Origin of the sequence: Brachybacterium sp. AOP25-B2-12, from assembly GCF_052378625.1 — a bacterium.
In the GTDB taxonomy this organism is placed as follows: Bacteria; Actinomycetota; Actinomycetes; order Actinomycetales; family Dermabacteraceae; genus Brachybacterium.
The window spans coordinates 47,949-72,749 of sequence record NZ_JBQSXW010000003.1; the positions used below are offsets into that span (position 1 = coordinate 47,949).

Consider the following 24,801-nt stretch of genomic DNA (forward strand, 5'->3'; position numbering starts at 1 on the left):
CCGCCGGGGAGCCGGACCGTGCCGTGGCGTGACGGATCAGGCGGCGTCGGCGAAGCGCACGATCTTCGCGAACTCCTCGGCCTTGAGCGACGCGCCGCCCACGAGGGCGCCGTCGACGTCGGGCTGGGCCATGATCTCGGCGACGTTGGAGGACTTCACGCTGCCGCCGTACAGCACGCGGACGGCCTGCGCCACGCCCTGGTCGTACAGCGCGGCGAGGGTCTCGCGGATCGCTCCGCAGACCTCCTGGGCGTCCTCGGGGGTCGCGACCTCGCCGGTGCCGATCGCCCAGACGGGCTCGTAGGCGATGACGACACGGCGGGCGTCCTCGGCGGACAGGCCCTCGAGGCCGCCCTCGAGCTGGGCCACCGTGTACTCGATCTGCTTGCCGGCCTTGCGCTCGTCCAGGCCCTCGCCGACGCACAGGATCGGGGTCAGGCCCGCGGCGATCGCGGAGTTCACCTTGCGGTTGGTGACGGCCTCGCCCTCACGGTGGTACTCGCGGCGCTCGGAGTGGCCCACCAGCACGTACGTCACGTCGAGGGCGGCGAGCATCTGTCCGGAGATCTCCCCGGTGTAGGCGCCCGTCCCGACGTGCTCGGAGAGGTCCTGCGCGCCGAGGGCGAGCGGGAAGGCGTTGGTGGCGATCGAGGTCTGCGCGGTGCGCAGATCCACGAACGGCGGGATCACCGCCGCCTCCACGGTGCTCTCGTCGACGCCCTTGAGCGCCTCGCCGAGCGACTCCACGAGGGCCAGGCCCTCCTTGTAGTCGAGGTTCATCTTCCAGTTGCCCGCCATGAGCGGGGTCCGCGTGGTCATGCCCTGTCCTCCTCGAGGATCGTGATGCCCGGCAGCTCCTTGCCCTCGATCAGCTCGAGGCTCGCACCGCCGCCGGTGGAGATGTGCGAGTAACGGCTCTCGTCGAGCCCGAGTGTACGGACGGCGGCGGCGGAGTCGCCGCCCCCGACCACGGTGTAGCCGGGGCACGCGGCGACGGCCTCGGCCACCGCACGCGTCCCGCCGGAGAAGGCCTCGAACTCGAAGACGCCCATCGGCCCGTTCCAGAACACGGTCGCCGCATCGGCGATCTTGCCCGCGAACAGCTCGGAGGACCGCGGCCCGATGTCCAGACCCAGCTGGTCGGCCGGGATCTTGTCGGCATCGACGACCGTGGGGGTCGCATCGGCCGCGAACTCCGGGGCGACGACCGCGTCGACCGGGAGCACGAGGTCCACGCCGCGCTCACGCGCCGTCTCGAGGTAGCCCCGGACGGTGTCGAGCTGGTCGGCGTCCAGCAGGGAGGTGCCGATCTCGTGGCCCTGGGCCTTGAGGAACGTGAACGCCATGCCGCCGCCGATGAGGATGCGGTCGGCCTTGTGCAGCAGCGACTCGATCACGCCCAGCTTGTCGGAGACCTTGGCGCCGCCGAGGATCACCACGAAGGGGCGTGCCGGATCGTCGGTGACCCTGCGCAGCGCCTCGACCTCGCCGAGGACCAGCTGGCCCGCCGCGGACGGCAGCAGGGTGGCGACGTCATAGACCGAGGCCTGCTTGCGGTGGACCACGCCGAAGCCGTCGGAGACGTAGGCGTCGGCCAGGGCCGCGAGCTGCTCGGCGAAGGCGTGGCGCTCGGCCTGGTCCTTACTGGTCTCCCCGGCGTTGAAGCGCAGGTTCTCCAGGACGGCGATCTGCCCGTCCTGCAGGCCCGCGGCGGTCTCGCGAGCGGAGTCGCCCACGGTGTCGGTCGCGAAGGCGACCGGCTGCTCGAGCAGCTCGGAGAGCCGCTCGGCGACGGGGCGCAGGGAGTACTTCTCCTCGGGGGTGCCCTTGGGGCGGCCGAGGTGGGCCACGACGACGACGCGGGCGCCGGCGTCGAGAAGGGTGCGGAGCGTGGGGACGGAGGCGCGGACGCGCCCGTCGTCGGTGATGCGGGTGCCGTCGAGCGGCACGTTGAGGTCGCTGCGGACGAGCACGCGCTTGCCGCGCAGGTCGCCGAGCGAGGCGATGGACTTCAGCACGGGGTTTCCTCCCGGGGTCTGTGGGGTGTCGGTACGACGGGAGCCCGCCCGGCGACCGGCCCCGAGGGGCGGTGCCGGACGGGCTCCCGATGGGTCACGCGATCAGGTCGCGCCGACGGTGTGTCAGAGGCTCTTGCCGACGAGCTGCGAGAGCTCGACGAGGCGGTTGGAGAAGCCCCACTCGTTGTCGTACCACGCGAAGACCTTCACGAGGTTGCCGTTGACCTTGGTCAGGCTCGCGTCGAAGATCGACGAGTGCGGGTCGCCCTCGATGTCCTTCGAGACGATCGGGTCCTCGGTGTAGCGGAGGATGCCCTTGAGGGGCCCCTCGGCGGCCTTCTTGATGGCGGCGTTGATCTCCTCGATGGAGACCTCGCGGGACGCCTCGAAGGTGAGGTCCGTGATCGAGCCGACCGGCACGGGCACGCGCAGCGAGTAGCCGTCGAGACGGCCCTTGAGCTCCGGCAGCACGAGCGCGACGGCCTTGGCGGCGCCGGTCGTGGTCGGGACGATGTTCAGGGCGGCGGCGCGGGCACGGCGCGGGTCCTTGTGGGGCCCGTCCTGCAGCACCTGGTCCGAGGTGTACGCGTGGATCGTGGTCATGAGGCCCTTGACGATCCCGAACTCGTCGTTGAGCACCTTGGCGACCGGCGCGAGGCTGTTCGTGGTGCACGACGCGTTGGACACGATGTTGTGCGCGGCCGGGTCGTAGTCGCCCTCGTTGACGCCGATGACGAACGTGGCGTCCTCGTTCTTGGCCGGGGCCGAGATGATGACCTTCTTGGCGCCGGCCTCGAGGTGGGCCTTGGCCTTCTCGGCGTCCGTGAAGATGCCGGTGGACTCGATGACGACGTCCGCGCCGATCTCGCCCCACGGGAGCTTCGCGGGATCGCGCTCCTCGAAGGCCTTGATCCGCTTGCCGCCCACCGTGATCGACTCGTCGTCGAAGGTGACGTCCTCGGAGAGGACCCCGCCGATCGAGTCGTACTTGATGAGGTTGGCGAGGGTGGCGTTGTCGGTGAGATCGTTGACGCCCACGATCTCGATGTCCGCGCCCTGAGCGAGCGCGGCGCGCAGGAAGTTGCGCCCGATCCGACCGAATCCGTTGATGCCGACCTTGACTGTCACAGGTTCCTCCTTGGATCGCGGCCCCTGGCCGCGGGAACGGTGGTGGCGCTGTCCTCCGAGCACGCCGGGGGCGTGCGCGGGCGAACGCGCCGGAACGACCCGAGCCTACCAAGTCCGCATGACGCGTCGTGACCTGCCCGGGGGCTGGATGTCGGGGAAGGATCTCCCGTCCCCCCGAGCCTCCCATCCCGGCGCCTGTCGACCCGGGTCCAAGGTCCCGTCGGGGCGCGGGATCAGTCCTCGCCCTCGGGCAGCCCGGTCGCGGTGGAGTCGATGCCGAGCTCCTCGGCACGCTTGTCGGCCATGGCCAGCAGCCTGCGGATCCGTCCGGCGACCGCGTCCTTGGTCATCGGGGGGTCCGAGAGCCGCCCGAGCTCCTCGAGGCTCGCCTGGCGGTGCTCGAGCCGCAGGGCGCCGGCGACCCTGAGGTGGTCCGGGACCTCGTCGCCGAGGATCTCCAGGGCCCGCTCGACGCGCGCCCCGGCCGCGACGGCGGCCCGGGCCGAGCGCCGCAGGTTCGCGTCGTCGAAGTTGGCGAGGCGGTGCGCGGTGGCCCGGACCTCGCGCCGGGTGCGGCGGTCCTCCCAGGTGAGCACGGTCTGGTGGGCGCCCATGTGGGCCAGGAGGGAGGCGATGGCATCCCCATCGCGCAGGACCACCCGATCCGCTCCGCGGGCCTCGCGGGCCTTGGAGGCCACGCCGAGCCGGCGGGCGGCGCCCACCATCGCCAGCGCGGTCTCGGGACCGGGGCAGGTCAGCTCGAGCGCGGCGCTGCGGCCGGGCTCGGTGAGGGAGCCGCGGGCCAGGAACGCCCCGCGCCAGGCGGCAGCGGCATCGGCCGCGGCGCCGCCGACGACCGCGGGCGGCATGCCGCGCACGGGCCGACCGCGATGGTCGAGCAGACCGGTCTGGCGGGCGAAGGCCCCGCCGTCGGCGAGCACCCGCACGGCGTAGCGCGTGGTCCTGCGGATCCCCGTCGGTGCGAGGACGGTGACCTCGCTGGGGTGTCCGTACACGTCGACGATCGCCGTCTTGAGCCGTCGGGCCGTCGCCGAGGTGTCGACCTCGGCCTCGACGACCACGCGCCCGCCCTCGAGGTGCAGTCCCCCGGCGAAGCGCAGCAGCGCCGCGACCTCGGCCTTGCGGGCCGAGGGGCGCGTCACCGGGAGGTGCGCGAGCTCCTCCTTCACGTCACCGGTCAGTGCCATGGGCCTCTCGCGTCTCCTTCCGGGGTTCCGTGTCGTCGGCGGCGGGCTCGCCGGGCGCCGTGGGTTCGAGGTCCGAGACGTCCCCGTAGACGCCGTCGAACACGTCACGATACGCGGCGGCCAGACGCACGGGGTCATGGACGGGTCTGCCCGAACCCACCGAGACCTGGCGCAGGAGCGCCTGGATGCCATGGCGCTCGGCGTGCTCGGCGAGGTCGAAGGAGTCGTCACGGAGCGTGGGATCGGCGATCAGCGCGTCGAACCGGATCCCGTCGGCGTGCTCGAGGAGGGCGTCCAGCAGGGAGCTGGAATCCATACCCGCGGTCTCGCTGGTCCCGGCCGCGAGGTTCATCGTGATGCAGCGCCGTGCGGGGCTGGTGCGGATCGCCTCGGCGAGCTCGGGGATCATCAGGTGCGGGAGCACCGAGGTGTACCAGGAGCCGGGCCCGATGATGATCCAGTCGGCGCCGCCGATCGCGTCGAGCACCTCGACGGGCACCGTCGGCGCATCGGGCACCAGGCGCAGCTCCTCGACGCGGCCCGTGGCCACGGCGACCTCGGCCTGGCCGCGCACGGTCCGGACGGTGCCGTCGGGATCGGCGACGCGGGCCTCGATGTCCAGGGGCTCGAGCGCCATCGGCAGCACCCGGCCGCGAGCTCCCAGCAGCTCCCCCACCTTGTCGAGCCCCGCGATCGGGTCGCCGAGGATCTGCCACAGGGCGACGATCAGCAGGTTGCCCAGGGCGTGGCCGTCCAGCTCCCCGTCGGTGCGGAAGCGGTGCTGGACGACGTCGCGCCAGACGACCCCCCAGTCGGAGTCCTCGCACAGGGCCGAGAGCGCCATGCGGAGGTCCCCTGGCGGCAGCACGGGCATCTCCGCCCGGATCCGCCCGCTCGATCCCCCGTTGTCGGCGACGGTGACGACGGCCGTCAGCTCGTCGGCGAGATGGCGCAGTGCCCGCAAGTTCGCGGCGAGACCGTGGCCGCCGCCGAGGGCGACCACCGACAGCCCGCGGTCGGCCCCGACGGCGGTGTAGGGCGAGGAGGGTCGCGGTCGGGGATGTGCGAGGGGGCGCCGGGTCCCGGCCGTCACTCGCGTCCCAGGTCGCGGTGACGCACCCGGACCGGGTGCCCTGCCCGACGCAGCTCGTCGCCGATCCGCTCGGCGACGGCGACCGAGCGGTGCTTGCCGCCGGTGCAGCCGATCGCGAGCGTCGTGAAGTGCTTGTTCTCGGTCGAGTAGCCGCGCAGGACCGGGGCGATCATGTCGAGGTAGCGCTCGACGAAGTCCCGGGCGTTGGCGTCGCCCAGGACGAACGAGGACACCGCGTCGTCGGTCCCGCGCAGGGGTCGCAGCTCCGGGACCCAGTAGGGATTGGGGATGAAGCGCACGTCGCTGACGTGATCGGCCTCGATCGGGATCCCGTACTTGAAGCCGAAGGACAGGATGTTGACGGTGAGCTCCTGCTCGCGCGAGGTCCCGAACAGCGTCCGCATCTTCATCGTCAGCTGGTGGACGTTCAGCGTGGAGGTGTCGATGACCACGTCCGCGAGCCGGCGGTAGGGCTCGAGCAGCTCGCGCTCGCGGCGGATCCCCTCGAGCACGCCCTCGTCACCCTGGAGGGGATGGGGTCGACGCACGGAGTCGAAGCGCCGCACGAGCGTGCCCTCATCGGCCGTCAGCATCACCAGACGGGGGCGCAGCTCCGCGTCCCGGAGCTCGCTGACCACGTCGTAGAGCTCGGAGAACAGGGACCCGGACCGGGGATCGACGACCACCGCGAAGCGCGGCGGGCGTCCCTCGGTCTGCAGCTGGAGGTCGTAGAGCGCACGGATCACCTGGGGGGCGATGTTGTAGACGACGTACCAGCCGAGGTCCTCGAGCGCGTGCGCCGCGGTCTCGCGGCCCGCTCCTGCGAGGCCGGTGATGATGACGATCTCGCCGGGCTCCTCGTCGGTCACCGAGACCTGCTCGGCCGTCGCCTCCTCGGGCACGGCGGCCCGCACGGCCGCGGCGTCCTCGCTCGGGTTCCGGTCCGCGTCGTCGGCGGACGGCGTCCGGGGGCTCTCATCGGTGGGCACGCCGGCCCCTCCTTCTGCTCGCTGGGCGTCGGTCCTCCGCGACCCGTCGGGACCTGCCGCTCACGAGAGGATCTCCCCGGTCGCCATGTCCACCGCGGGCTGCGGCCCTTCGGAGTGTAGTGCGGCGTGGATCACCTCGGCGAGCGAGGGCCCGATGCCGGGGACCGCCACGAGCTCCTCGACGCTCGCCTCGCGGATCGCCCGGACGGTCGTGAAGGCGTCCAGCAGGGCGGTGCGCCGGGAGGGACCCAGACCGGGGATCTCGTCGAGAGCGCTGTCGTGCATCGCGCGTCCGCGCTTGGACCGGTGGTACGAGATCGCGAAACGGTGGGCCTCGTCGCGCAGTCGCTGCACGAGGAACAGGGCCTCGCTGGTGCGCGGGAGGATCACGGGATGCTCCTCGCCGGGCAGCCAGATCTCCTCGAGGCGCTTGGCGATCCCGGCGAGGGCGATGTCGGTGACACCCTTGTCGTCCATGGCGCGCTGGGCCGCCGCGACCTGCGGGGGGCCGCCGTCGACGAGGATCAGCGAGGGCGGGTACGCGAAGCGGCGCGCCTCCTCGTCGTCCTTCTCGGGCGGATGCAGATGGCGCTCGAGGCGACGGGAGATGACGTCGTACATCGATGCGGTGTCGTCGCGGGCCGCCTCGCCGTGGACGGCGTAGCGCCGGTACTCGCTCTTGCGCGGGAGCCCGTCCTCGAAGACCACCTGGGAGCCGACGACGTTGGTGCCCTGGGAGTGGGAGATGTCGTAGCACTCGATCCGCAACGGCGGCTCGTCGAGGTCCAGCGCATCCCCGAGGTCCTCGAGCGCCTTCGAGCGGGCGGTGAGGTCCCCCGCGCGGCGCAGGCGGTGCAGGCGCAGGGCCTCCTCCGCGTTCTTGGTGACGGTGTCCAGCAGGTCCTTCTTCTCGCCGCGCTGGGGGACGCGGAGATCGGCCCGTGCACCGATCAGCGCCCGCACCTCCTCGACGTGGGCCGGCATCTGGGGCACGAGCACCTCGCGGGGCACGGCGCCGTCGGCATACAGGGTGGTCAGGGCACGCTCGACGAGGTCCGCGGAGGTCGACTCGTCGAGGATCTCGGCGGTCCAGCCGCGCTGGCCGCGGATCCGCCCGCCGCGCACGTGGAACACCTGGATCGCGGCCTCGAGGTCGTCCTGGGCCATGCCGATGAGATCGGCGTCGGTCGAGTCGGACAGGACCACGGCGTTGCGCTCCATGACCTTGTTCAGGGCGCCGAGGTCGTCGCGCAGCCGCGCGGCCGTCTCGTAGTCCATCGCGGCGGAGGCCTCGCGCATCCGCTTCTCGATCTGCCGGGTGTACTTGGCGGTGTTGCCCGCCATGAAGTCGCAGAACTGCTCGGCGAGGTCGCGGTGGTCCTCCGGGGTGATCTGCCCGACGCAGGGGGCCGAGCACTTGTCGATGAAGCCCAGGAGGCAGGGGCGCCCCGAACGCTCGGCGCGGCGGAACACCCCGGCGGTGCAGGTGCGCACCGGGAACACCCGCAGGAGCAGGTCGACGGTCTCGCGGATCGCCCAGACATGGGTGTACGGGCCGAAGAAGCGGTCCCCCTTGAGCTTGGCCCGCCGTGTCACGTGGATGCGGGGATACGTCTCCCCCATCGTCACCGCGAGATACGGGTAGGACTTGTCGTCGCGGAACTTGACGTTGAACCGGGGGTCGAACTCCTTGATCCACGTGTACTCCAGCGTCAGCGCCTCGACCTCGCTGGTCACGACGGTCCACTCGACGCTCGCGGCGGTCGTGACCATCCTCCGGGTGCGCGGATGCAGACCGGCGACGTCCTGGAAGTAGTTGGACAGGCGCGCGCGGAGGTTCTTGGCCTTGCCGACGTAGATGACACGGCCGTCCGCGTCGCGGAAGCGGTAGACCCCGGGCGAGACCGGGATGGTCCCGGGGGCGGGGCGATAGGTGGCCGGATCCGCCACGGCTCAGCTCCCCTGTGCGGCGTGCGCCCCCACGACCGCGGCGTGACGCCCCTCGAGCACGTGGCGCAGGAAGCGCCCGGTGTGGGACTCCTCGACGCACGCGATCTCCTCGGGGGTTCCGGTCGCGACGATCCGGCCGCCGCCGCTGCCGCCCTCGGGGCCGAGGTCGATGACGTGGTCGGCCGTCTTGATGACGTCGAGGTTGTGCTCGATGACGATGACGCTGTTGCCCTTGTCCACGAGGTGCTCGAGCACGCCCAGCAGCTTGCGGACGTCCTCGAAGTGCAGGCCGGTGGTGGGCTCGTCCAGGACGTAGATGGTGCGTCCCGCGGAGCGCTTGTGCAGCTCCGAGGCGAGCTTGACCCGCTGCGCCTCGCCGCCGGAGAGGGTGGGCGCGCTCTGGCCCAGCCGCACGTACCCCAGGCCCACGTCGCACAGGGTGGCGAGCTGCCGGTGGATCGCCGGGACCGCCTCGAAGAAGTCCACGGCCTCCTCGATGGGCATGTCGAGCACCTCGGCGACGTTGCGACCCTTGAAGTGCACCTCGAGGGTCTCGCGGTTGTACCGCGCCCCGTGGCACACCTCGCACTGGACGTAGACGTCCGGCAGGAAGTTCATCTCGATCTTGATGGTGCCGTCGCCCGAGCAGGCCTCGCAGCGGCCTCCCTTGACGTTGAAGGAGAAGCGGCCGGCCTTGTAGCCGCGGACCTTCGCCTCGGCGGTCTGGGCGAACAGGGTGCGCACGCGGTCCCACACCCCGGTGTACGTGGCGGGGTTCGAGCGCGGGGTCCGGCCGATGGGCGACTGGTCGACGTGGACCACCTTGTCCAGGTGCTCGAGGCCCTCGACGCGCTTGTGGCGCCCCGGGACGGTGCGGGCGCGGTTGAGGTCGCGTGCGAGCACCTGATAGAGGATGTCGTTGACCAGCGTGGACTTGCCCGATCCCGAGACGCCCGTGACGGCGGTGAGCACGCCCAGCGGGAAGGAGACGTCCACGCCGTGGAGGTTGTTCTCCCGGGCGCCGATGACCTTCAGGGCGCGTTTCGGGTCGATCTTCCGGCGCTCGGAGGGCACGGGGATCGACAGCTCGCCGGAGAGATAGCGGCCCGTGAGGGACTCCGGGTTGCGCCGGAGCTCCTCGACGGAGCCGGAGTGGATCACGCGGCCGCCGTGCTCCCCCGCCAGCGGGCCGATGTCGACCACCCAGTCCGCGGCGTTGAGGGTGTCCTCGTCGTGCTCGACGACGATCAGGGTGTTGCCCAGGTCCCGCAGACGGGTGAGCGTCCCGATCAGGCGCTCGTTGTCCCGCTGGTGCAGTCCGATCGACGGCTCGTCCAGGACGTACAGCACGCCCACCAGGCCCGAGCCGATCTGGGTGGCGAGCCGGATCCGCTGGGCCTCGCCGCCCGACAGCGTGCCCGCGGCGCGCCCCAGGTTCAGGTAGTCGAGGCCGACGTCGAGCAGGAAGCCCAGACGCGCGAGGATCTCCCGCAGCACGGCGTCGGCGATCTGGCGCTCACGCTCACCGAGCTCGAGGTGGGAGAGGAAGTCGCGGGCGTCGGCGATCGACATGTCGCAGACCTCGGCGATCGAGCGGCCCGCGACCGTCACGGCGAGGATCTCCGGACGCAGGCGGGCACCGCGGCACGCGGGGCACGGGACCTCGCGCATGAACTGCTCGTAGCGCTCCTTGGCCCATTCGGACTCGGTGTCGTCGTGCCGTCGCTCCAGGAAGAACAGGACGCCCTCGAAGCCCGTGGAGTAGGTGCGCTCGCGGCCGAACCGGTTGCGGTACTTCACGTGGACCTTGTGGTCCCTCCCGTTGAGGAGGGCGTCCTTGGCGCGCTCGGGCAGGGCGCGGAAGGGCGTGTCCATCGAGAACGCGAGGTCCTCGGCGAGGCCCGTCATGACCTGCTGGTGGTAGTCGGCCTGGCCCATCGTCCAGGGGGCGATCGCGCCCTCGGCGAGGGTGAGGTCCTCATCGGGGATCACGAGCTCCGGATCGACCTCGAGGCGCATGCCGATGCCGCTGCACTCGGGGCAGGAGCCGTACGGGGCGTTGAACGAGAACGCCCGGGGCTCGATGTCGTCGAGGGTCAGGGGGTGGTCGTTGGGGCAGGCGCGCTTCTCGGAGAAGCGGCGCTCACGGGCCGGGTCACCCTCGTCGAGGTCGACGAAGTCGATGAGGAGGATCCCCTCGGCCAGCCGCAGGGCCGTCTCGACGGAATCCGTCAGACGGCGGCGCGCGTCGGGCTTGGCCGCGAGGCGGTCCACGACGACCTCGATGGTGTGCTTGTACTTCTTGTCGAGGGTGATCTCCTCGTCGAGGCGGCGCACCTGGCCGTCCACCCGCGCCCGCGCGTATCCCTGGGCGCGCAGGGAGCTGAGGAGATCCGCGTGCTCGCCCTTGCGGCCGCGGACCACGGGCGCCAGGACCTGGAAGCGCGTGCCGGCCTCGAGGGCCAGCAGGACGTCGACGATCTGCTGCGGGGACTGCGAGGAGACCCTCTCGCCGCAGACCGGGCAGTGCTGGATGCCGGCGCGTGAGAACAGCAGACGGAGATAGTCGTACACCTCGGTGATGGTGCCGACGGTCGAGCGCGGATTGCGGTTGGTGGACTTCTGGTCGATCGAAACTGCGGGAGAGAGCCCTTCGATGAAGTCCACCGAGGGCTTGTCCATCTGCCCCAGGAACTGCCGCGCATAGGCGGACAGGGATTCGACGTACCGCCTCTGCCCCTCGGCGAAGATGGTGTCGAAAGCCAGGGAGGACTTCCCGGATCCGGACAGCCCCGAGAACACCACCAGGGCGTCCCGGGGGATCTCGATGTCGACGTTCTTGAGGTTGTGCTCTCGCGCACCACGGACGACCAGCGTTTCACTCACCGCGCCATCCTACGAGCGCCCCCCGACGAACGAGCGCGAGGTCTTTGTCACCGCAGGGCCCAGGCGAGATGGAACACCTCGGGTCGGGCCCGGGCGGCGATACTGGGACGATGACGAGCGCCGACGGCCCCCGACCCGACACCTACACCGGCGAGACCGCCCCGGGCGGGCCGACCGCGCTGCGGGTCCTGCCGAGCCTGATGATCCGCAAGGCCTCCGTCGGCCCGATGGACAACAGCGCCTACCTGCTCACGTGCCGCGTCTCCGGCGCGCAGCTGCTCGTCGACGCCGCGGCCGATGCCCCCCGGCTCGAGCGCCTGGTGCGGGAGGGCTCCTCCACCTCGCGTCTGGACACCATCGTCACGACGCACAGCCACCACGACCACGTGGGTGCGCTGGCCGCCCTCGTCCGCGCGACCGGGGCTCGTACCGCGGCCGGTGCGGCGGACGCCCCGGACATCGCCGTCCTCACGGACGTGCTGCTCCGGGACGGCGACGTGCTGCGCGTGGGCGTCCACGACCTGGAGGTGATCGGCCTGCGCGGCCACACCCCGGGAAGCATCGCCCTGCTCTACCGAGGCGGCGAGGACGGCGACCATCTGTTCACGGGCGACTCGCTGTTCCCCGGAGGGGTGGGAGCCACCCAGGGGGACGCCGAGCGCTTCTCCCGTCTGCTCGACGACGTCACCGCGCGCATCTTCGACCGGCTCGGGGACTCCACCTGGGTCTATCCCGGACACGGACCGGACACGACCCTGGGTGCCGAGCGCCCCCAGCTGGCCGCGTGGCGCGAACGCGGCTGGTGACGGACCCGAGGGATGCGACGGTCTCCTCGGCCGACGGGGCCGGCGGAGCTGACGGAGCCGACGGAGCCGACGGAGCCGACGGAGCCGACGGGCTCAGCGTGCTGGGCATCGCCGGCGATGGCGGGTTCGTGATCGTCGACCTCGATCGGCAAGGTCATGAGACAGGTCGCATCACGGGCGCCGCGGAGGACCTGGCCCCGGCGGTGCGCCTGCACGAGCAGCGGCGCTCCCCGCGCTGGGTGCTCGCCGACAGCGCCGAGGCCTGCCCTCCCCTGCTCGCCGACGGCGTGCGCCTGGCACGGGCGCACGATCTGCGTCTCGTCCACAGGATCCTCGCGGGCTCGGAGCTGGTGCGGGACCCCGGACCGCTCCGGGGCGCGGCCGCGTGGGCGGCACCCCTGGAGGAGCACGTGCCCTCTCCCGAGGAGCACGCCGCGCTGTTCGAGCTCGGTGCGTCCTCCGGCGGCGGGAGGGGCGGTGTGCCCCACGGCATCGACGAGATGCTCGCCGAGCTCGCCCGCCAGCGCACCGCCATCGAGGGCTCCGACGGCCCCGACCGTCTCCGACTCCTGGCCGCCGGGGAGTCGGTGGGCGGGCTCGTGGCCGCGGAGCTGCACGCGGCGGGCATCCCCTGGGACGTCGAGGCGCACGACGCGATCCTGCGCGCGGTCCTCGGTCCGCGCCCCGCGCACGAGCAGACACCGCCGGAGATGGTGCGCGCCGCGGCCGAGGTCCGCACCGCCCTGGGTGATCCGCGCGTCGGCCTCGACTCCCCGCCCCGGCTGCTGCGCGCCCTGCATCGCGCCGGCATCGACGCGCCCTCGACCTCGCGCTGGGACCTCGAGGCGATCGATCACCCCGCGATCGCGCCCCTGCTGCGGTACAAGAAGCTCTCCCGTCTGCACACCGCCAACGGCTGGAACTGGATCCGCACCTGGGTCCACGAGGGCCGCTACCGCCCCCTGTACGCACCCGGGGGTGTCGTCACCGGGCGCTGGGCCGCCAGCGGCGGCGGGGCGCTGCAGATCCCCCGCCTGCTGCGTCCCGTGCTCACGGCCGATCCGGGATGGGTCCTGGTCGGAGCCGACGTCGCCCAGCTGGAGCCGCGCGTGCTCGCGGCGATGTCCGGGGACACGGCCATGGCGCGCGCCGGGGCCGGGCAGGACCTGTACGCCGGGATCGTCGATGCCGGCATCGTCCCGACCCGCCAGGAGGCCAAGATCGCGGTCCTCGGGGCCCTGTACGGCGGCACCACCGGGGACAGCGGACGCCTGGTGCCCCGCCTGCGCAGCACCTTCCCGGTGGCGATGGCGCTCGTCGACGAGGCCGCACGCACCGGGGAGCGCGGAGGGACGGTGACCACGCTGCTCGGCCGCTCGTCCCCGCCGCCCGAGGAGCGCTGGTCGCGCTCCCAGAGGACGGCGAACGGTCCCGATGCGTCCGAGGCCGAGCAGGCCCTCGCCCGCCGCAGCGCGCGGGACCGGGGCCGGTTCACCCGGAACTTCGTGGTCCAGGGCACCGCGGCGGAGTGGGCCCTGACCTGGATCGCGCTGGTCCGTCAGTCCTTGGACGGGCTGGACCCCGTGCCCGAGCACGCGGCCGCTGCGCGATCGGGCCCGGTCGCCGCGCATCGTGCCCACCTCGTGTACTTCCTGCACGACGAGATCGTCGTGCACGCGCCACGAGAGCACGCGGACGCGGCGGCGGCGGCGATCCGAGCGGCCGCCGAGGGAGCCGGGCGACTCCTGTTCCCCGGCAGCGAGGTCGACTTCCCCCTGGACCTCGAGATCCGGGACCCGTCCGCGCTCCCCTGATCCCGGAGCGCACGAGAGCCCCGCGGCGATGCCGCGGGGCTCTCGTGGAGGTGATGCGGACGACTCAGGCGTCGACGTTGGCGGTGTGACGGTTCACCGCGGCGCGCAGCAGTGCGAGGTTGGTCCCCTGACGCTCGGCGGCGAGGTACAGGAACACGTGCGGGGAGAGCAGCTTGATGAGGTGCAGCTGGTCGTCCAGGGTCAGCAGCATGTCGTCCAGACGCGAGTTCAGACCGAGGGCACGGATCGTCTTGATCTTGGCCTTGACCATCTCGCTGTTGTAGGCGCTGGCCACATCGAGATCGAAGTCCGGACGGCGCGACACAGAGGTCAGCGGCATCCCGGACTCGATGTCGACGACGGAGGCGCCGATGAACCCGTTGATGTCGCCGGCGATGGCCTCGATCATCTCGTTGAGCTTCTCCTGCGATGCCATGGATTCTCCTTCAGATGGTGTGCCGCGCAATGGCGGTCACGACGTCCTTGCCCGGCACAGCATAAGGTGTGAAAGCGACAAGCGGCATATGACGCCGGAAACGTCCGCTTCCGATGGTCGGACCTGTCACAATTCACCACGAACCCGACGGAAAGACCCCGGCACCGCCGAGGAAGGCCCTCACCTCATGACCAGACCCCGCACCGCGGCGAACCGCGCCGCCGACGCCGGGACCGGGCGCCCCTCGCTCGACCACGGTCGTCGAGCCCGGCATCACCTGGGCACGGCTGCGCGTCATCGCGTCGTGTTCGCCGGCCCGGTGGGCGTGGGCAAGACCACCGCCGTGCGCGTCCTGACCGATGTCGACGCGGTCGACACCGAGGTCCCGATCTCGGCTCCGGCCTCGTCCGAGGATCGTGCCGTCCCCGGCAAGCTCACCACGACGGTCGGGATCGACTACGGCATCTGGAAGCCCACCGAGGACCTGTCCGTCGCACTCGTCGGCACCCCCGGACAGGATCGTTTCGGGACCGCTCGCGCCTCGCTGCTCGCGCCGCACTCGCGCGTGGTGCTGTGGGCCTTCGGCGACGGGGATCAGCTGGTCGACGACGTCCGGTCCTGGCTCGACACGGTGGCGTCTCCCGTGGTGCACCGCCGCATGGCGATCGCCGTCACCCGGACCGACGACGGCGCCAACGCCGCCCGTGCGGCGCTCGCACCGCTGCTCGCCGAGCACAACGTCCCCACCGCTCCGGTCCTCGCCGTCGATCCGCGCGACCGCGACGCCGTCATGCGGGTCGTGTGCGCGGCCCTCGACCTCCCGGAGGGAGCACGATGACCGAACCCGCCGAGACCGCCGAGCTCGACAGCCTGCATCTCCACCCCTCGATCGCGGCGGACTGGGACGTCTGGTCGATCGTGATCGCCCAGACCGCGCTGCGCCGGCTGGAGCAGGTCAGGGAGTCGTTCCCCGAGATGTCGGCGGCGGTGCTCGCGAGCGCCGACGGCATGCACGTGTGCTCCCTGGGCGTGGATGTCGACGACGCCGAGCGCCTCGCGGCCATGAACAGCTCGCTGTTCGGGGTGGCGCGCGCCGAAGCGCAGATCATGGTCGCGGACACGGACCCCGCGGCGCGGACGGTCGTGACCATCACGATCGGCAACGTCCAGACGGCCGTGCTGGGGCTCATCGTCGAGCCCTTCGGTCAGCTCCTGCTGGCGATCAGCGCGCAGGACGTGCAGCTGGGGACGCTCATGATCACGGCGAGGACCGCCGCGACCGAGATCGCGACGCTCCTCGGGGAAGCCGCACCGCCGACGCTGTGAGGCGGCAGGCGCGCTGTCTGACGGAGCCGCCCACGCTGTGAGGCGGACGGCGAGCTCTCAGGCCGAGCCGCCCTGGACCTGCCGCAGCTCCTTCTTGAGCTCACCGACCTCGTCGCGCAGGCGCGCCGCGACCTCGAACTGCAGGTTCTCCGCGGCTTGGTGCATCTGGGCGGTCATCTCGTCGACCATCGCGCTGAGCGCACCGACGGGATCATCGCCGAGGTCCACCGTGCGGGCACCGACGTTGTCGAGCACCTGTGCGCGCGCACGGTCGCGCGCGACCCGCTCCTTGCCGGAGCGGTAGTCCGTCGACAGCAGCGTGTCGGTGTCGATGTCCTCGCGCGCGAGCATGTCCGTGACGTCGGCGATCCGCTTGCGCAGCGGGGTCGGGTCGATGCCGTGCTCGGTGTTGTAGGCGACCTGCTTCTCGCGCCGGCGGTTGGTCTCGTCGATCGCCTGCTGCATCGAGTCGGTGATGCGGTCGGCGTACATGTGCACCTGGCCCGAGACATTGCGGGCGGCACGTCCGACCGTCTGGATGAGCGAGGTCCGGGAGCGCAGGAACCCCTCCTTGTCGGCGTCGAGGATCGCCACGAGGGACACCTCGGGCAGGTCCAGGCCCTCGCGCAGGAGGTTGATGCCCACGAGCACGTCGTACTCCCCGACGCGCAAGGAGCGGAGCAGCTCGACACGGCGCAGCGTATCGACGTCGGAGTGCAGGTACTGGACCCGCACTCCCTGCTCCAGCAGGTAGTCGGTCAGGTCCTCGGCCATGCGCTTGGTCAGGGTCGTCACGAGCACGCGCTCGTTCTTGGCGACCCGGTCCTCGATCTCTGCGCGGAGGTCGTCGATCTGGCCCTTGATGGGCTTGACGATGATCTCGGGGTCCACGAGGCCGGTGGGCCGGATGATCTGCTCGACGACCCCGTCGGAATGCTCGAGCTCGTAGGCGGCGGGCGTCGCCGAGAGGTACACGGTCTGGCCCACGCGCTCGGTGAACTCCGAGAAGGTCAGCGGGCGGTTGTCGAGCGCCGAGGGCAGGCGGAACCCGAAGTCGACGAGGGTGCGCTTGCGGGAGCGGTCCCCCTCGTACATCGCGCCGATCTGCGGGACGGTCACGTGGGATTCGTCCAGGACCAGCAGGAAGTCCTCGGGGAAGTAGTCGAGCAAGGTGTTGGGGGCGGTGCCGGCCGCGCGTCCGTCGAGGTGGCGCGAGTAGTTCTCGACGCCGTTGGTCGTGCCCATCTGGCGCAGCATCTCGAGGTCGTGGGTGGTGCGCATCCGAAGGCGCTGGGCCTCGAGGAGCTTGTTCTGGCCCTCGAGCTCGCTGAGGCGCTCCCCCAGCTCCTCCTCGATCGTGCCGATCGCGCGCGCGAGCCGCTCGGGCCCGGCCACGTAGTGCGAGGCCGGGAAGATGTGGATGGAGTCCTCCTGGCGGATCACCTCACCGGTGACGGGGTGCAGGGTGTAGAGGGCGTCGATCTCGTCGCCGAAGAACTCGATGCGGATCGCGAGCTCCTCGTACATCGGGATGATCTCGACGGTGTCCCCGCGCACCCGGAAGGTTCCGCGGACGAAGGACACGTCGTTGCGGTCGTACTGCATGTCCACGAAGCGCCGCAGCAGGTCGTCGCGGTCGATCTGCTCGCCCACCGCGAGGCGCACCATCCGGTCCACGTACTCCTGGGGGGTGCCCAGACCGAAGATGCAGCTCACGGAGCTCACGACGATCGTGTCGCGCCGGGTCAGCAGCGAGTTGGTCGCCGAGTGGCGGAGCCGCTCGACCTCCGCGTTGATGGCGGAGTCCTTCTCGATGTAGGTGTCGGACTGCGGGACGTAGGCCTCGGGCTGGTAGTAGTCGTAGTAGGACACGAAGTACTCGACGGCGTTGTGGGGCAGAAGCTCGCGGAACTCGCTCGCGAGCTGGGCGGCGAGGGTCTTGTTGTGCGCCATCACGAGGGTGGGGCGCTGGAGCTCCTCGATGAGCCAGGCGGTCGTCGCGCTCTTGCCGGTGCCCGTGGCGCCCAGCAGCACGACGTCCTGCTCGCCGGCGCGGATCCTCCGGGAGAGCTCGGCGATCGCCGCGGGCTGATCGCCCGAGGGGGTGTATTCGGAGATCACCTGGAAGGGGTGCTCCGTACGGGTGAGATCGGTGACCGGGCGCATGGGCACGAGCCTACGTCCGCCCTCCGACAGACGAGGCACACGCGGTGCTGGGTGCCTGTGGCGCGCGTCGGGCTCCCGGTCCCTCAGCGCGTGACGGGGATCCCCGTGATCCGCCAGAGGTCCGCGACGAGCTGGATCGTGACCTCGTCCCCCACCGGGGTGTCCCGCGGCTAGATCAGCTCGACGACCCGCGGCTCGCCGGAATCCAGGCGCTGGGTGCTCTGGGAGTCCGTGAGCGGCCTGTTCGATCGGCGCGGACCGCCGAGCGCGTGAGCGACCGACAGGTGGGCGACGCTGCCGTCGATCACCGCGATGTCGAAGTGCGACTTGTCGTCCGCGATCCCCTCCGGCATCTCGACCGTCCCGCTCTGGTTGCCGGGGCCGAAGATCGAATCGATCTCCCCGTCGGTCCTCGTCAGGGAGACCGTGACGACCAGGTGCCCCGTGATGATCCGGGCCTCCTCCGCCCGGAACTCGAGCTCCACCGAGCCGTCCGCCCAGGCCACGGGGTCCGGCGCGGTCGAGGTCGGTCCGTCGAAGGCGTTCGGCGCGTTCGCCCCCTCCGGGGCGGTCGACGTCTCCGGGGTCCGGATCGTGAGCTCGACCCGGCGGTTCATGGCCTTGCCCGCGGACGTGGTGTTCGAGGCGACCGGCGCGGACTCCCCCGTGCCGTCGATCGCCAGGGGGTACCGGGTGGTGTCGATCCTGGCGCCGAGGGCGTCGGCGACCGCCTGGGCAGGTCTGCGCGACAGGTCGAGGTTGTAGGCGTCCTCGTCGACGTCGTCGGTGTGGCCGACGACCTGGACCTCCCCGGGCTCGTGGTCCTGGATCACGAGTGCGGCGTCGGTGATCACCTGGTCGGCCTCGGCCGTGAGGTCGGCAGCGCTCGAGGCGAACAGGACGTCCGAGCCCAGGCTGACGGTCGTGGACTCCTCAGTGCTGGTCCGTCGGGTCTGGCGCTCGAGGTCGACGGTGCAGGAGATCATCGGCGACACCGGCGCCTCTGCGACGGGCGTGTCCAGGATCGGATCGAGCCCCTCGATGACGGGGGCTCGCCGTCCACGACCGGTACCCCGGTCACCAAGCGCGCCGTGGGCAGGTACACGGCGAGCTCGTCTGCCCCGAGGTCGCCGTACACGAGCTGGATCATGCCGGACACCTGCTGCTGCTCGTCCGTCTCCGCCCGGGATTCGTAACTCGACAGGAGCATGCCGTCCGCGTCGCCATCGAGCGCCACCGAGGCCACCAGGTCCCGCTCCAGGTCCACCAGTCGCGCCCCCATCCCGGCCCGGAAGTCCAGGGAGGCACCTCCCCGCCCCTGCGACACGTAGTACGCGACGCCGAGGTCCGCCAGGTCGCCGTGCGGATCCTCCGCCGTGAGATCGATGGTCAGGATCAGATGCCCGCGGGAACGGACGATCGGGCGCACCCCGATCCTGATGTGGGCACGGCCGCGCGCCGATCACGCGCCGCGCGGAGCGGCTCATAATGCCGCGACCGGGGGCGATACCGGTTTCGCGCCGGTCCGTCCGCATTCATCGGGCGAGCAGGTCGTGCGCCCTGTCGAGCTGATGGCGCGCCCGGTGCGCGAGGAGCGCCGCATCGCCGGTGTTCAGCACCAGCAGATCGCTGCGGCGGATCCGCTCCAGGTCGTCGACCTGTGCCGCCATGACGGACTCGGCATAGGCCCGGTCGCGACCACGGTCACGGGCGATCCGCGAGATCCGGTCCTCCCTCCGGGCCAGGACGCTCACGAGCACGGCGAAGTCCCCGTCCCGATGCTTCTCCAGCAGGAGTGGGCTGTCGTGCACGACGACCTCGATCCCCCGTGCGGCCGCCTCGACCTCCTGCCGCGCGACGGCGTCGTCGACCCGGCTCAGCACGATCCGCTCGAGGTCCTCGCGGGCGCGCGGATCGGAGAAGACCCGTGCCGCCAGGCGCGGGCGGTCCACGGTCCCGCCGTCGAGCAGGATCTCCGGTCCGAAGCGCGCGACGGCCTCGTCGACACCGGGCCCGGGGACGTCGAGCACGGCACGGGAGAGCGCGTCGAGGTCGATGACCGTCTCCCCCGCTCGACGCCAGAGATCGGCGACCGTGCTCTTGCCCGCACCGATGCCGCCGGTCAGCCCGATCCTGCGCATGATCATCGCCCCACTCTACGGAGCGTCACACGGGTGCCCGACCGGTGTGCCTGCACGGTAGATTCGCTCGGTGCCACCCGAACAGCTGCTCGCCTCCAACGACCTCCTGCGGGCGCTCGACCTCGTGGGCGTGGTCGTCATGGGGATCACCGGCGGAGCGCTCGCGGGACGGCTGCGCTTCGACGCGGTGGGCTTCGCCGCGATCGGGATCGTCTCCGGGCTCGGCGGCGGGATCCTGCGCGACCTGATCCTGGACCAGGGCACTCCCGCGGCCTTCGCGGGGCCCTGGTACCTGGTGTGCGCCCTGGGCGGAGCAGCCTTCTCCTACCTCGTCGCGACGGACGGTCGGACCTGGCGCCGCGCGACCACCCTGCTGGATGCCCTCGCGCTGGGGCTGTGGGCCGCGGCGGGCACCGCGAAATCGCTCGACGCCGGTCTCGATCCGCTGCCGGCGATCCTGCTGGGGGTGGTCTCCGCCGTGGGCGGGGGTGCCGTGCGGGACGTGATCGTCGGACGGGTCCCCGCGATCTTCGGCGGTGGCCCCCTGTATGCGACGAGCGCGCTGGTCACGGCGATCGGCACGTGGACCGTGCTCTCCCTGGGCCTGCCGGGGCCGACGATCCTGGGCGCCGTGGCGCTCGGAGCCGGACTCGCGATCCTCGCCGCCTGGCGCCGCTGGGGCCTCCCCCAGCACCAGGAATGGCAGGTCACGCTCTCGGCGCCCCAGCTGAAGTCCCTCGTCCGGCGGGTGCGGCGCAGCGAGCGCCGTCGGCTGGTCCTGGAGACCGGGTCGATCCCCGCGCAGACCCAGCTCGCCGGGGCCGACGAGCTGACGCAGGATGCGACGGCCGCGGACGACTCCGCCGAGGAGTACACGCGCGCGCCCGAGGGCTCGGGATCCGGGATCGACGGACCGGAATCCGCGCGTCGCCGCTTGCCCGGGACCGAGCAGGCCCAGGAGGAGCCGGGGCGCGGCTGACGCTGCGGGAGGGCCCGGGATGCACCCGGGCCGGCCGGATGCGGCGGCAGGCGCGGTCGCCTCGGGCGTGTGGACGCGGAGGCCTCAGGGCTCGAGCAGGTCCAGGGCGCGGGCGACGTCGTCGGCCCGGAGCTGGCCGGGTGCCGAGGCCCCGCCGACCGTGCCGAACGTGGCCACGGATCCGTAGCGGCCCCCGACCAGGCGGGACACCGCTCCGAGCGGGCCCATGCTCATCGTGACGAGCGGGACCCGTGCCCCGTGGTCGCGGAACCGGGCCGTGGCCCGCAGCAGCGTCAGCACGTCGCGGGGCTCCTGCGGCATCACGGCGAGCTTGGCGAGGTCCGCTCCCGTGTCCTGCAGGCGGAACAGGGCCTCCACGATCTCGTCCTCCGGGGGCGTCCGGTCGAGCACGTGCCGCGAGGCGATGGTCGGGACGCCGAGCGCGCGGGCGCGTTCGAGGACGGCGGGAAGCTGCGCGCCGAGGGCCGCGACCTCGACGTCCAGCAGCTCGGCGCCGCCGGCGTCGAGGACCGCCGCGCACAGGTCCCCCAGCGCCGTCCCCGAGATCGCCCGGGAGCCGCCCTCAGCGGCCGTGCGGACGGTGACGAGCAGGCCCGGACGCGGAACCGTCGCCTCGAGGTCCGCGCGCAGGCGAGGGAGCTGCGCGCCCACGGCCTCGCGGTGCGCCTCCTCGGTCAGCGAGGGCTCGAAACGATCGACCCGCCACTCCACGATGTCGATCCGGTGCCCCGGCAGCGCGCGTACCTCGGCCTCGAGCCCTGCGGGGTCGGCGGCGGTGAGGGGGACGACGAGGGCGGGCCGTCCCGGTCCGAGCGTCCGCCCCCGCACGAGGACCGATGGCGCGGGCGTCGTCATCCCTCAGCCCTCGTCCGCGGTGACCGCAGCGTAGGCCGCGAGCAGCAGCGCGGGATCCGGGCCCTCGAGGCGTGTGGGCCGTCCGATGCCGTCCAGGACGATGAAGCGGAGCATGCCCGCGCGGGTCTTCTTGTCGCGCCGCATCTCGTCCTCCAGGCGCGGCCACTGCCGGGACCGGTAGCTGGTGGGCAGGCCGAGCGAGGTGAGGATCCGACGATGGCGATCGACGTCGGCCTCGGGGAGCTTGCCGGCGAGGTGGGAGAGCTCGGCCGCGAACATCATGCCCACCGACACCGCGGCCCCGTGGCGCCACTGGTAGCGCTCGTTGTGCTCGATCGCGTGCCCCAGGGTGTGCCCGTAGTTGAGGAACTCGCGGCGCCCGGTGTCGGATTCGCGGAGGTCCGCGGAGACGACGTCCGCCTTGACGCGGATGCCGCGCTCGAGGACCTCGCGGAAGGCGTCGCTCGTGGTGTCGAGCACCGCGGCGGGGTCGGCCTCGGCGAGCTCGAGGATCCGCTCGTCGGCGAGGAAGCCCGCCTTGACGGCCTCGGCGAGCCCCGCCGCGGTGTCGTGCGCGCCGAGGCCGCCCAGCACGTCGAGGTCCTCGATCACGGCGATCGGCGGATGGAAGGCGCCGACGAGGTTCTTGCCCTCGGAGGTGTTGATCCCGGTCTTGCCCCCGATCGCCGCATCGACCATCGCGGCGACGGTCGTGGGGATCTGCAGCACCTCGACCCCGCGCAGCCAGGTCGCCGCGACGAACCCCGCGAGGTCCGTGGCGGCGCCGCCGCCGAGCCCGATCACGAGATCCTTCCGCCCGATCTCGGCCTGCCCGCACACCTGCCAGAGGAAGCCTGCGACCTGGGCGGTCTTGGCCTCCTCGCCGTCCGGGATCTCCGCGAGGAACGCGTCGCGCCCGGTGTCGGAGATGGTCGTGCGCAGCTCATCGGCCACGGCGCGCAGGGACGGCTGATGGACGACCATCACGCGGCGCGCCCGCTCGGGCAGGTGCTCGCCCACGGTCGCGAGCAGGCCACGGCCCACGAGCACCGGGTAGGAGCCCTCGGGGGTCGCGACGTCGATGCGGGTGGTGGTCATGAGGAGGCCTCTCGATCGGTCGGTGTCGCGGCGTCGTGGGCCGCGCGGGGGTGTCGGGTGCCGTGCGTCCGTCCCTCGAGGGTGCGGTCAATGCGTCGGGCGACGGCGACGGGTCCGCGGCCGGCCCCGTCGATGGTGTGCACCGCGAGCTCGCGGTAGGCGGGCATGCGCGTGGCGGTGATGCGGCGCCAGGCCACCATGGGGTCCTCGCCGGCCAGCATCGGTCGTCCCCGCCCGCCGCGCAGGCGGTGGCGGGCGGTGCGGTCGTCGACCGTCAGGAGGATCACCGTGTGGCCGAGGAGCCGGTCCCCGCTCGCGGGCGTCAGGGGGGCTCCGCCCCCGAGCGCGAGGACCCCGTCGTGCGTGGCCAGCAACTCGGCGAGGACGCGCGCCTCCACGTCGCGGAACCCGCTCTCCCCCTGGGCCTCGAAGATCTCCGGGATGCTCCTGCCCTCGCGTCGCTCGATCTCGTGATCGAGGTCGAGGAAGTCCACGCCCCACATGCGGGCGAGGGAGCGTCCCACCCGGGTCTTGCCCGCGGCCATGGGGCCGATGAGGACCGCGCGCGGTCCCACCTGTGCCACCGACCGGTCGCGCTCGGGGAGCTCGTCCTCCGGACGGCGGTTCACGGGCGGTCGCCGGCCGCGTCCTCCCGGCCCGTCCGCTGCAGCGCCAGGGTCGCGGCGAGGTGCGCGTCGATCTCCGTCACCGAGTCCCCGCCGGACTTCTCCAGGAGCAGGTCCGCGAGGGTCAGGGCGACCATGGCCTCGGCGATCACCGCGGCCGGCGCCACGGCGCAGACGTCGGAGCGCTGATGGTTGGCGGTCCCGGCCTCCCCGGTGGCGAGGTCGACCGTGCGCAGCGCGCGGGGCACGGTCGAGATCGGCTTGAGGGCTCCGCGCACCCGCACGACCTCGCCGTTGCTCATCCCGCCCTCGAGCCCACCGGCACGGTTGGACACGCGGGCGGTGCCGGCGGGGCCGCCGGTGCTCGGCACGATCTCATCGTGGGCGACGGACCCGCGACGGGCGGCGGACGCGAAGCCGTCGCCGATCTCGACGCCCTTCATGGCCTGGATCGACATGATCGCCTGGGCGAGCCGGCCGTCGAGGCGGCGGTCCCACTGGGTGTGGGAGCCCAGGCCCACGGGGACTCCGTACGCCAGGACCTCGACGACGCCACCGAGGGTGTCGCCGTCCTTCTGGCAGGCGTCGACCTCGGCGACCATCGCGGCGGAGGTCCCGGGGTCGAAGCAGCGCAGGGGGTCCTCGTCGAGCCGGCTGCCGTCGTCCGGACCTGGCAGCGGTGCGCCGTCCGGGACGCGGACGGGACCGACCGCGAGGGTGTGGGACACGAGCCGGATCCCGGCGGTCTGCTCGAGGATCGCGGCCGCGACACGGCCCGCGACGACGCGAGCGGCGGTCTCGCGCGCGCTCGCGCGCTCGAGGACGGGCCGGGCCTCGTCGAGGCCGTACTTGAGCATGCCCGCGAGGTCGGCGTGCCCGGGCCGGGGGCGGGTCAGGGGTCGGTTGCGGGCGATCTCGCGCTCGTCGCCGGTGCCCGCGTCGACCAGCAGGTCCTCGCGGGCGACGGGATCCGCGGACATGACCTTCTCCCATTTGGGCCATTCGCTGTTGGCGATCTCGACCGCGAGCGGCGAGCCGAGCGTGCGTCCGTGCCGCAGTCCGGCGACGACCCGCACGACGTCCTTCTCGAACTTCTGCCGGGTGCCACGGCCGTACCCGAGGCGCCGCCGGGCGAGGGTCTCGCGCAGGTCCTCGGTGGTCAGCGCGATGCCGGCAGGGACGCCGTCGAGGACGACGATCAGGGAGGGGCCGTGCGATTCGCCGGCGGTGAGCCATCGGAGCATGGGGTCGATTCTCCCAT

General features: G+C 72.2%; 22 protein-coding genes. 5 read left to right on the plus strand and 17 right to left on the minus strand.

The genetic code is table 11. The features are described from left to right. Positions 1-36: 36 nt before the first annotated feature. The 8 genes from tpiA to uvrA all read right to left on the minus strand — a co-directional run bounded on the left by tpiA (position 37) and on the right by uvrA (position 11,272). A complete protein-coding gene (gene tpiA, locus ACT3TZ_RS03070; RefSeq protein WP_444581926.1) occupies positions 37-819 on the minus strand; it encodes a triose-phosphate isomerase in 783 nt (260 codons plus the stop codon). Next, a complete protein-coding gene (locus tag ACT3TZ_RS03075) occupies positions 816-2,015 on the minus strand; it encodes a phosphoglycerate kinase (protein ID WP_444582084.1) in 1,200 nt (399 codons plus the stop codon). Before ACT3TZ_RS03075 ends, tpiA begins: the two co-directional genes overlap by 4 nt. A gap of 126 nt (positions 2,016-2,141) precedes the next feature. Next, positions 2,142-3,146 carry a type I glyceraldehyde-3-phosphate dehydrogenase gene (gene gap, locus ACT3TZ_RS03080; RefSeq protein WP_444581927.1) on the minus strand — a complete coding sequence of 335 codons (1,005 nt, stop codon included), beginning with the start codon at positions 3,144-3,146 and terminating at the stop codon, positions 2,142-2,144. Positions 3,147-3,379: 233 nt separating this feature from the next. Next, a complete protein-coding gene (whiA, locus tag ACT3TZ_RS03085; protein WP_444581928.1) occupies positions 3,380-4,354 on the minus strand; it encodes a DNA-binding protein WhiA in 975 nt (324 codons plus the stop codon). Then, complete coding sequence (locus tag ACT3TZ_RS03090) at positions 4,338-5,447, minus strand: gluconeogenesis factor YvcK family protein (RefSeq protein ID WP_444581929.1); 1,110 nt, start codon at positions 5,445-5,447, stop codon at positions 4,338-4,340. Before ACT3TZ_RS03090 ends, whiA begins: the two co-directional genes overlap by 17 nt. Then, a complete protein-coding gene (gene rapZ / locus ACT3TZ_RS03095; protein ID WP_444582085.1) occupies positions 5,444-6,349 on the minus strand; it encodes an RNase adapter RapZ in 906 nt (301 codons plus the stop codon). The genes ACT3TZ_RS03090 and rapZ overlap by 4 nt, the downstream gene beginning before the upstream one ends. A gap of 147 nt (positions 6,350-6,496) precedes the next feature. Further along, positions 6,497-8,386 carry an excinuclease ABC subunit UvrC gene (gene uvrC, locus ACT3TZ_RS03100; RefSeq protein WP_444581930.1) on the minus strand — a complete coding sequence of 630 codons (1,890 nt, stop codon included), beginning with the start codon at positions 8,384-8,386 and terminating at the stop codon, positions 6,497-6,499. Between the two features lie 3 nt (positions 8,387-8,389). Beyond that, positions 8,390-11,272, minus strand: coding sequence for an excinuclease ABC subunit UvrA (uvrA, locus tag ACT3TZ_RS03105; protein ID WP_444581931.1), 2,883 nt, complete (start codon positions 11,270-11,272; stop codon positions 8,390-8,392). 110 nt (positions 11,273-11,382) lie between these two features. On the opposite strand from uvrA, the gene ACT3TZ_RS03110 reads away from it, so the two are divergent. Together ACT3TZ_RS03110 and ACT3TZ_RS03115 are read left to right on the plus strand one after the other, a co-directional pair. Beyond that, positions 11,383-12,078: an MBL fold metallo-hydrolase gene (locus ACT3TZ_RS03110; protein ID WP_444581932.1), complete on the plus strand. Its 696-nt coding sequence runs from the start codon at positions 11,383-11,385 to the stop codon at positions 12,076-12,078. Positions 12,079-12,176: 98 nt separating this feature from the next. Beyond that, positions 12,177-13,892 carry a bifunctional 3'-5' exonuclease/DNA polymerase gene (locus tag ACT3TZ_RS03115; RefSeq protein WP_444582086.1) on the plus strand — a complete coding sequence of 572 codons (1,716 nt, stop codon included), beginning with the start codon at positions 12,177-12,179 and terminating at the stop codon, positions 13,890-13,892. Positions 13,893-13,956: 64 nt separating this feature from the next. Here ACT3TZ_RS03115 and ACT3TZ_RS03120 read toward each other — a convergent pair whose 3' ends face one another. Continuing rightward, positions 13,957-14,328, minus strand: coding sequence for a hypothetical protein (locus ACT3TZ_RS03120; protein WP_444581933.1), 372 nt, complete (start codon positions 14,326-14,328; stop codon positions 13,957-13,959). Between the two features lie 187 nt (positions 14,329-14,515). On the opposite strand from ACT3TZ_RS03120, the gene ACT3TZ_RS03125 reads away from it, so the two are divergent. Both ACT3TZ_RS03125 and ACT3TZ_RS03130 read left to right on the plus strand, forming a co-directional pair. Beyond that, positions 14,516-15,166 (plus strand): GTP-binding protein, encoded by a 651-nt coding sequence (locus tag ACT3TZ_RS03125; RefSeq protein WP_444581934.1) that lies wholly within the window; start codon positions 14,516-14,518, stop codon positions 15,164-15,166. Continuing rightward, positions 15,163-15,654, plus strand: a complete 492-nt coding sequence (locus ACT3TZ_RS03130; protein ID WP_444581935.1) for a roadblock/LC7 domain-containing protein — start codon at positions 15,163-15,165, stop codon at positions 15,652-15,654. Before ACT3TZ_RS03125 ends, ACT3TZ_RS03130 begins: the two co-directional genes overlap by 4 nt. A gap of 57 nt (positions 15,655-15,711) precedes the next feature. Here the strand turns inward: ACT3TZ_RS03130 and uvrB are convergent, their stop codons facing one another. The 4 genes from uvrB to coaE all read right to left on the minus strand — a co-directional run bounded on the left by uvrB (position 15,712) and on the right by coaE (position 19,967). Further along, positions 15,712-17,820: an excinuclease ABC subunit UvrB gene (gene uvrB, locus ACT3TZ_RS03135; RefSeq protein WP_444581936.1), complete on the minus strand. Its 2,109-nt coding sequence runs from the start codon at positions 17,818-17,820 to the stop codon at positions 15,712-15,714. Positions 17,821-17,990: 170 nt separating this feature from the next. Next, positions 17,991-18,806 (minus strand): OmpA family protein, encoded by an 816-nt coding sequence (locus tag ACT3TZ_RS03140; protein WP_444581937.1) that lies wholly within the window; start codon positions 18,804-18,806, stop codon positions 17,991-17,993. Further along, the gene (locus ACT3TZ_RS03145; RefSeq protein WP_444581938.1) at positions 18,803-19,249 is read right to left on the minus strand and encodes a hypothetical protein; all 447 of its coding nucleotides are present in this window, start codon (positions 19,247-19,249) and stop codon (positions 18,803-18,805) included. The genes ACT3TZ_RS03140 and ACT3TZ_RS03145 overlap by 4 nt, the downstream gene beginning before the upstream one ends. A 106-nt stretch (positions 19,250-19,355) precedes the next feature. Then, on the minus strand, positions 19,356-19,967 hold the full coding sequence (gene coaE / locus ACT3TZ_RS03150; RefSeq protein ID WP_444581939.1) for a dephospho-CoA kinase: 612 nt from the start codon (positions 19,965-19,967) through the stop codon (positions 19,356-19,358). 64 nt (positions 19,968-20,031) lie between these two features. On the opposite strand from coaE, the gene ACT3TZ_RS03155 reads away from it, so the two are divergent. Continuing rightward, on the plus strand, positions 20,032-20,940 hold the full coding sequence (locus ACT3TZ_RS03155) for a trimeric intracellular cation channel family protein (protein ID WP_444581940.1): 909 nt from the start codon (positions 20,032-20,034) through the stop codon (positions 20,938-20,940). Positions 20,941-21,024: 84 nt separating this feature from the next. Here the strand turns inward: ACT3TZ_RS03155 and aroD are convergent, their stop codons facing one another. Genes aroD through aroC form a run of 4 tightly spaced genes read right to left on the minus strand, consistent with a single transcriptional unit; the run spans position 21,025 to position 24,784 of the window. Further along, the gene (aroD, locus tag ACT3TZ_RS03160; RefSeq protein ID WP_444581941.1) at positions 21,025-21,816 is read right to left on the minus strand and encodes a type I 3-dehydroquinate dehydratase; all 792 of its coding nucleotides are present in this window, start codon (positions 21,814-21,816) and stop codon (positions 21,025-21,027) included. A 3-nt stretch (positions 21,817-21,819) separates the two neighbouring features. Next, a complete protein-coding gene (gene aroB / locus ACT3TZ_RS03165) occupies positions 21,820-22,914 on the minus strand; it encodes a 3-dehydroquinate synthase (RefSeq protein ID WP_444581942.1) in 1,095 nt (364 codons plus the stop codon). Next, a complete protein-coding gene (locus ACT3TZ_RS03170; protein ID WP_444581943.1) occupies positions 22,911-23,543 on the minus strand; it encodes a shikimate kinase in 633 nt (210 codons plus the stop codon). The genes aroB and ACT3TZ_RS03170 overlap by 4 nt, the downstream gene beginning before the upstream one ends. Then, a complete protein-coding gene (gene aroC / locus ACT3TZ_RS03175; protein WP_444581944.1) occupies positions 23,540-24,784 on the minus strand; it encodes a chorismate synthase in 1,245 nt (414 codons plus the stop codon). The genes ACT3TZ_RS03170 and aroC overlap by 4 nt, the downstream gene beginning before the upstream one ends. Between the last annotated feature and the right edge of the window lie 17 nt (positions 24,785-24,801).

Coding starts and splice junctions, on each gene's coding strand:
- tpiA (WP_444581926.1), bottom strand. CDS start 819: ATGACCACGCGGACCCCGCTCATGGCGGGCAACTGGAAGATGAACCTC.
- whiA (WP_444581928.1), bottom strand. CDS start 4,354: ATGGCACTGACCGGTGACGTGAAGGAGGAGCTCGCGCACCTCCCGGTG.
- ACT3TZ_RS03110 (WP_444581932.1), top strand. CDS start 11,383: ATGACGAGCGCCGACGGCCCCCGACCCGACACCTACACCGGCGAGACC.
- ACT3TZ_RS03120 (WP_444581933.1), bottom strand. CDS start 14,328: ATGGCATCGCAGGAGAAGCTCAACGAGATGATCGAGGCCATCGCCGGC.
- ACT3TZ_RS03125 (WP_444581934.1), top strand. CDS start 14,516: ATGACCAGACCCCGCACCGCGGCGAACCGCGCCGCCGACGCCGGGACC.
- ACT3TZ_RS03130 (WP_444581935.1), top strand. CDS start 15,163: ATGACCGAACCCGCCGAGACCGCCGAGCTCGACAGCCTGCATCTCCAC.
- uvrB (WP_444581936.1), bottom strand. CDS start 17,820: ATGCGCCCGGTCACCGATCTCACCCGTACGGAGCACCCCTTCCAGGTG.
- ACT3TZ_RS03140 (WP_444581937.1), bottom strand. CDS start 18,806: ATGATCTCCTGCACCGTCGACCTCGAGCGCCAGACCCGACGGACCAGC.
- coaE (WP_444581939.1), bottom strand. CDS start 19,967: ATGATCATGCGCAGGATCGGGCTGACCGGCGGCATCGGTGCGGGCAAG.
- aroD (WP_444581941.1), bottom strand. CDS start 21,816: ATGACGACGCCCGCGCCATCGGTCCTCGTGCGGGGGCGGACGCTCGGA.
- aroB (WP_444581942.1), bottom strand. CDS start 22,914: ATGACCACCACCCGCATCGACGTCGCGACCCCCGAGGGCTCCTACCCG.
- aroC (WP_444581944.1), bottom strand. CDS start 24,784: ATGCTCCGATGGCTCACCGCCGGCGAATCGCACGGCCCCTCCCTGATC.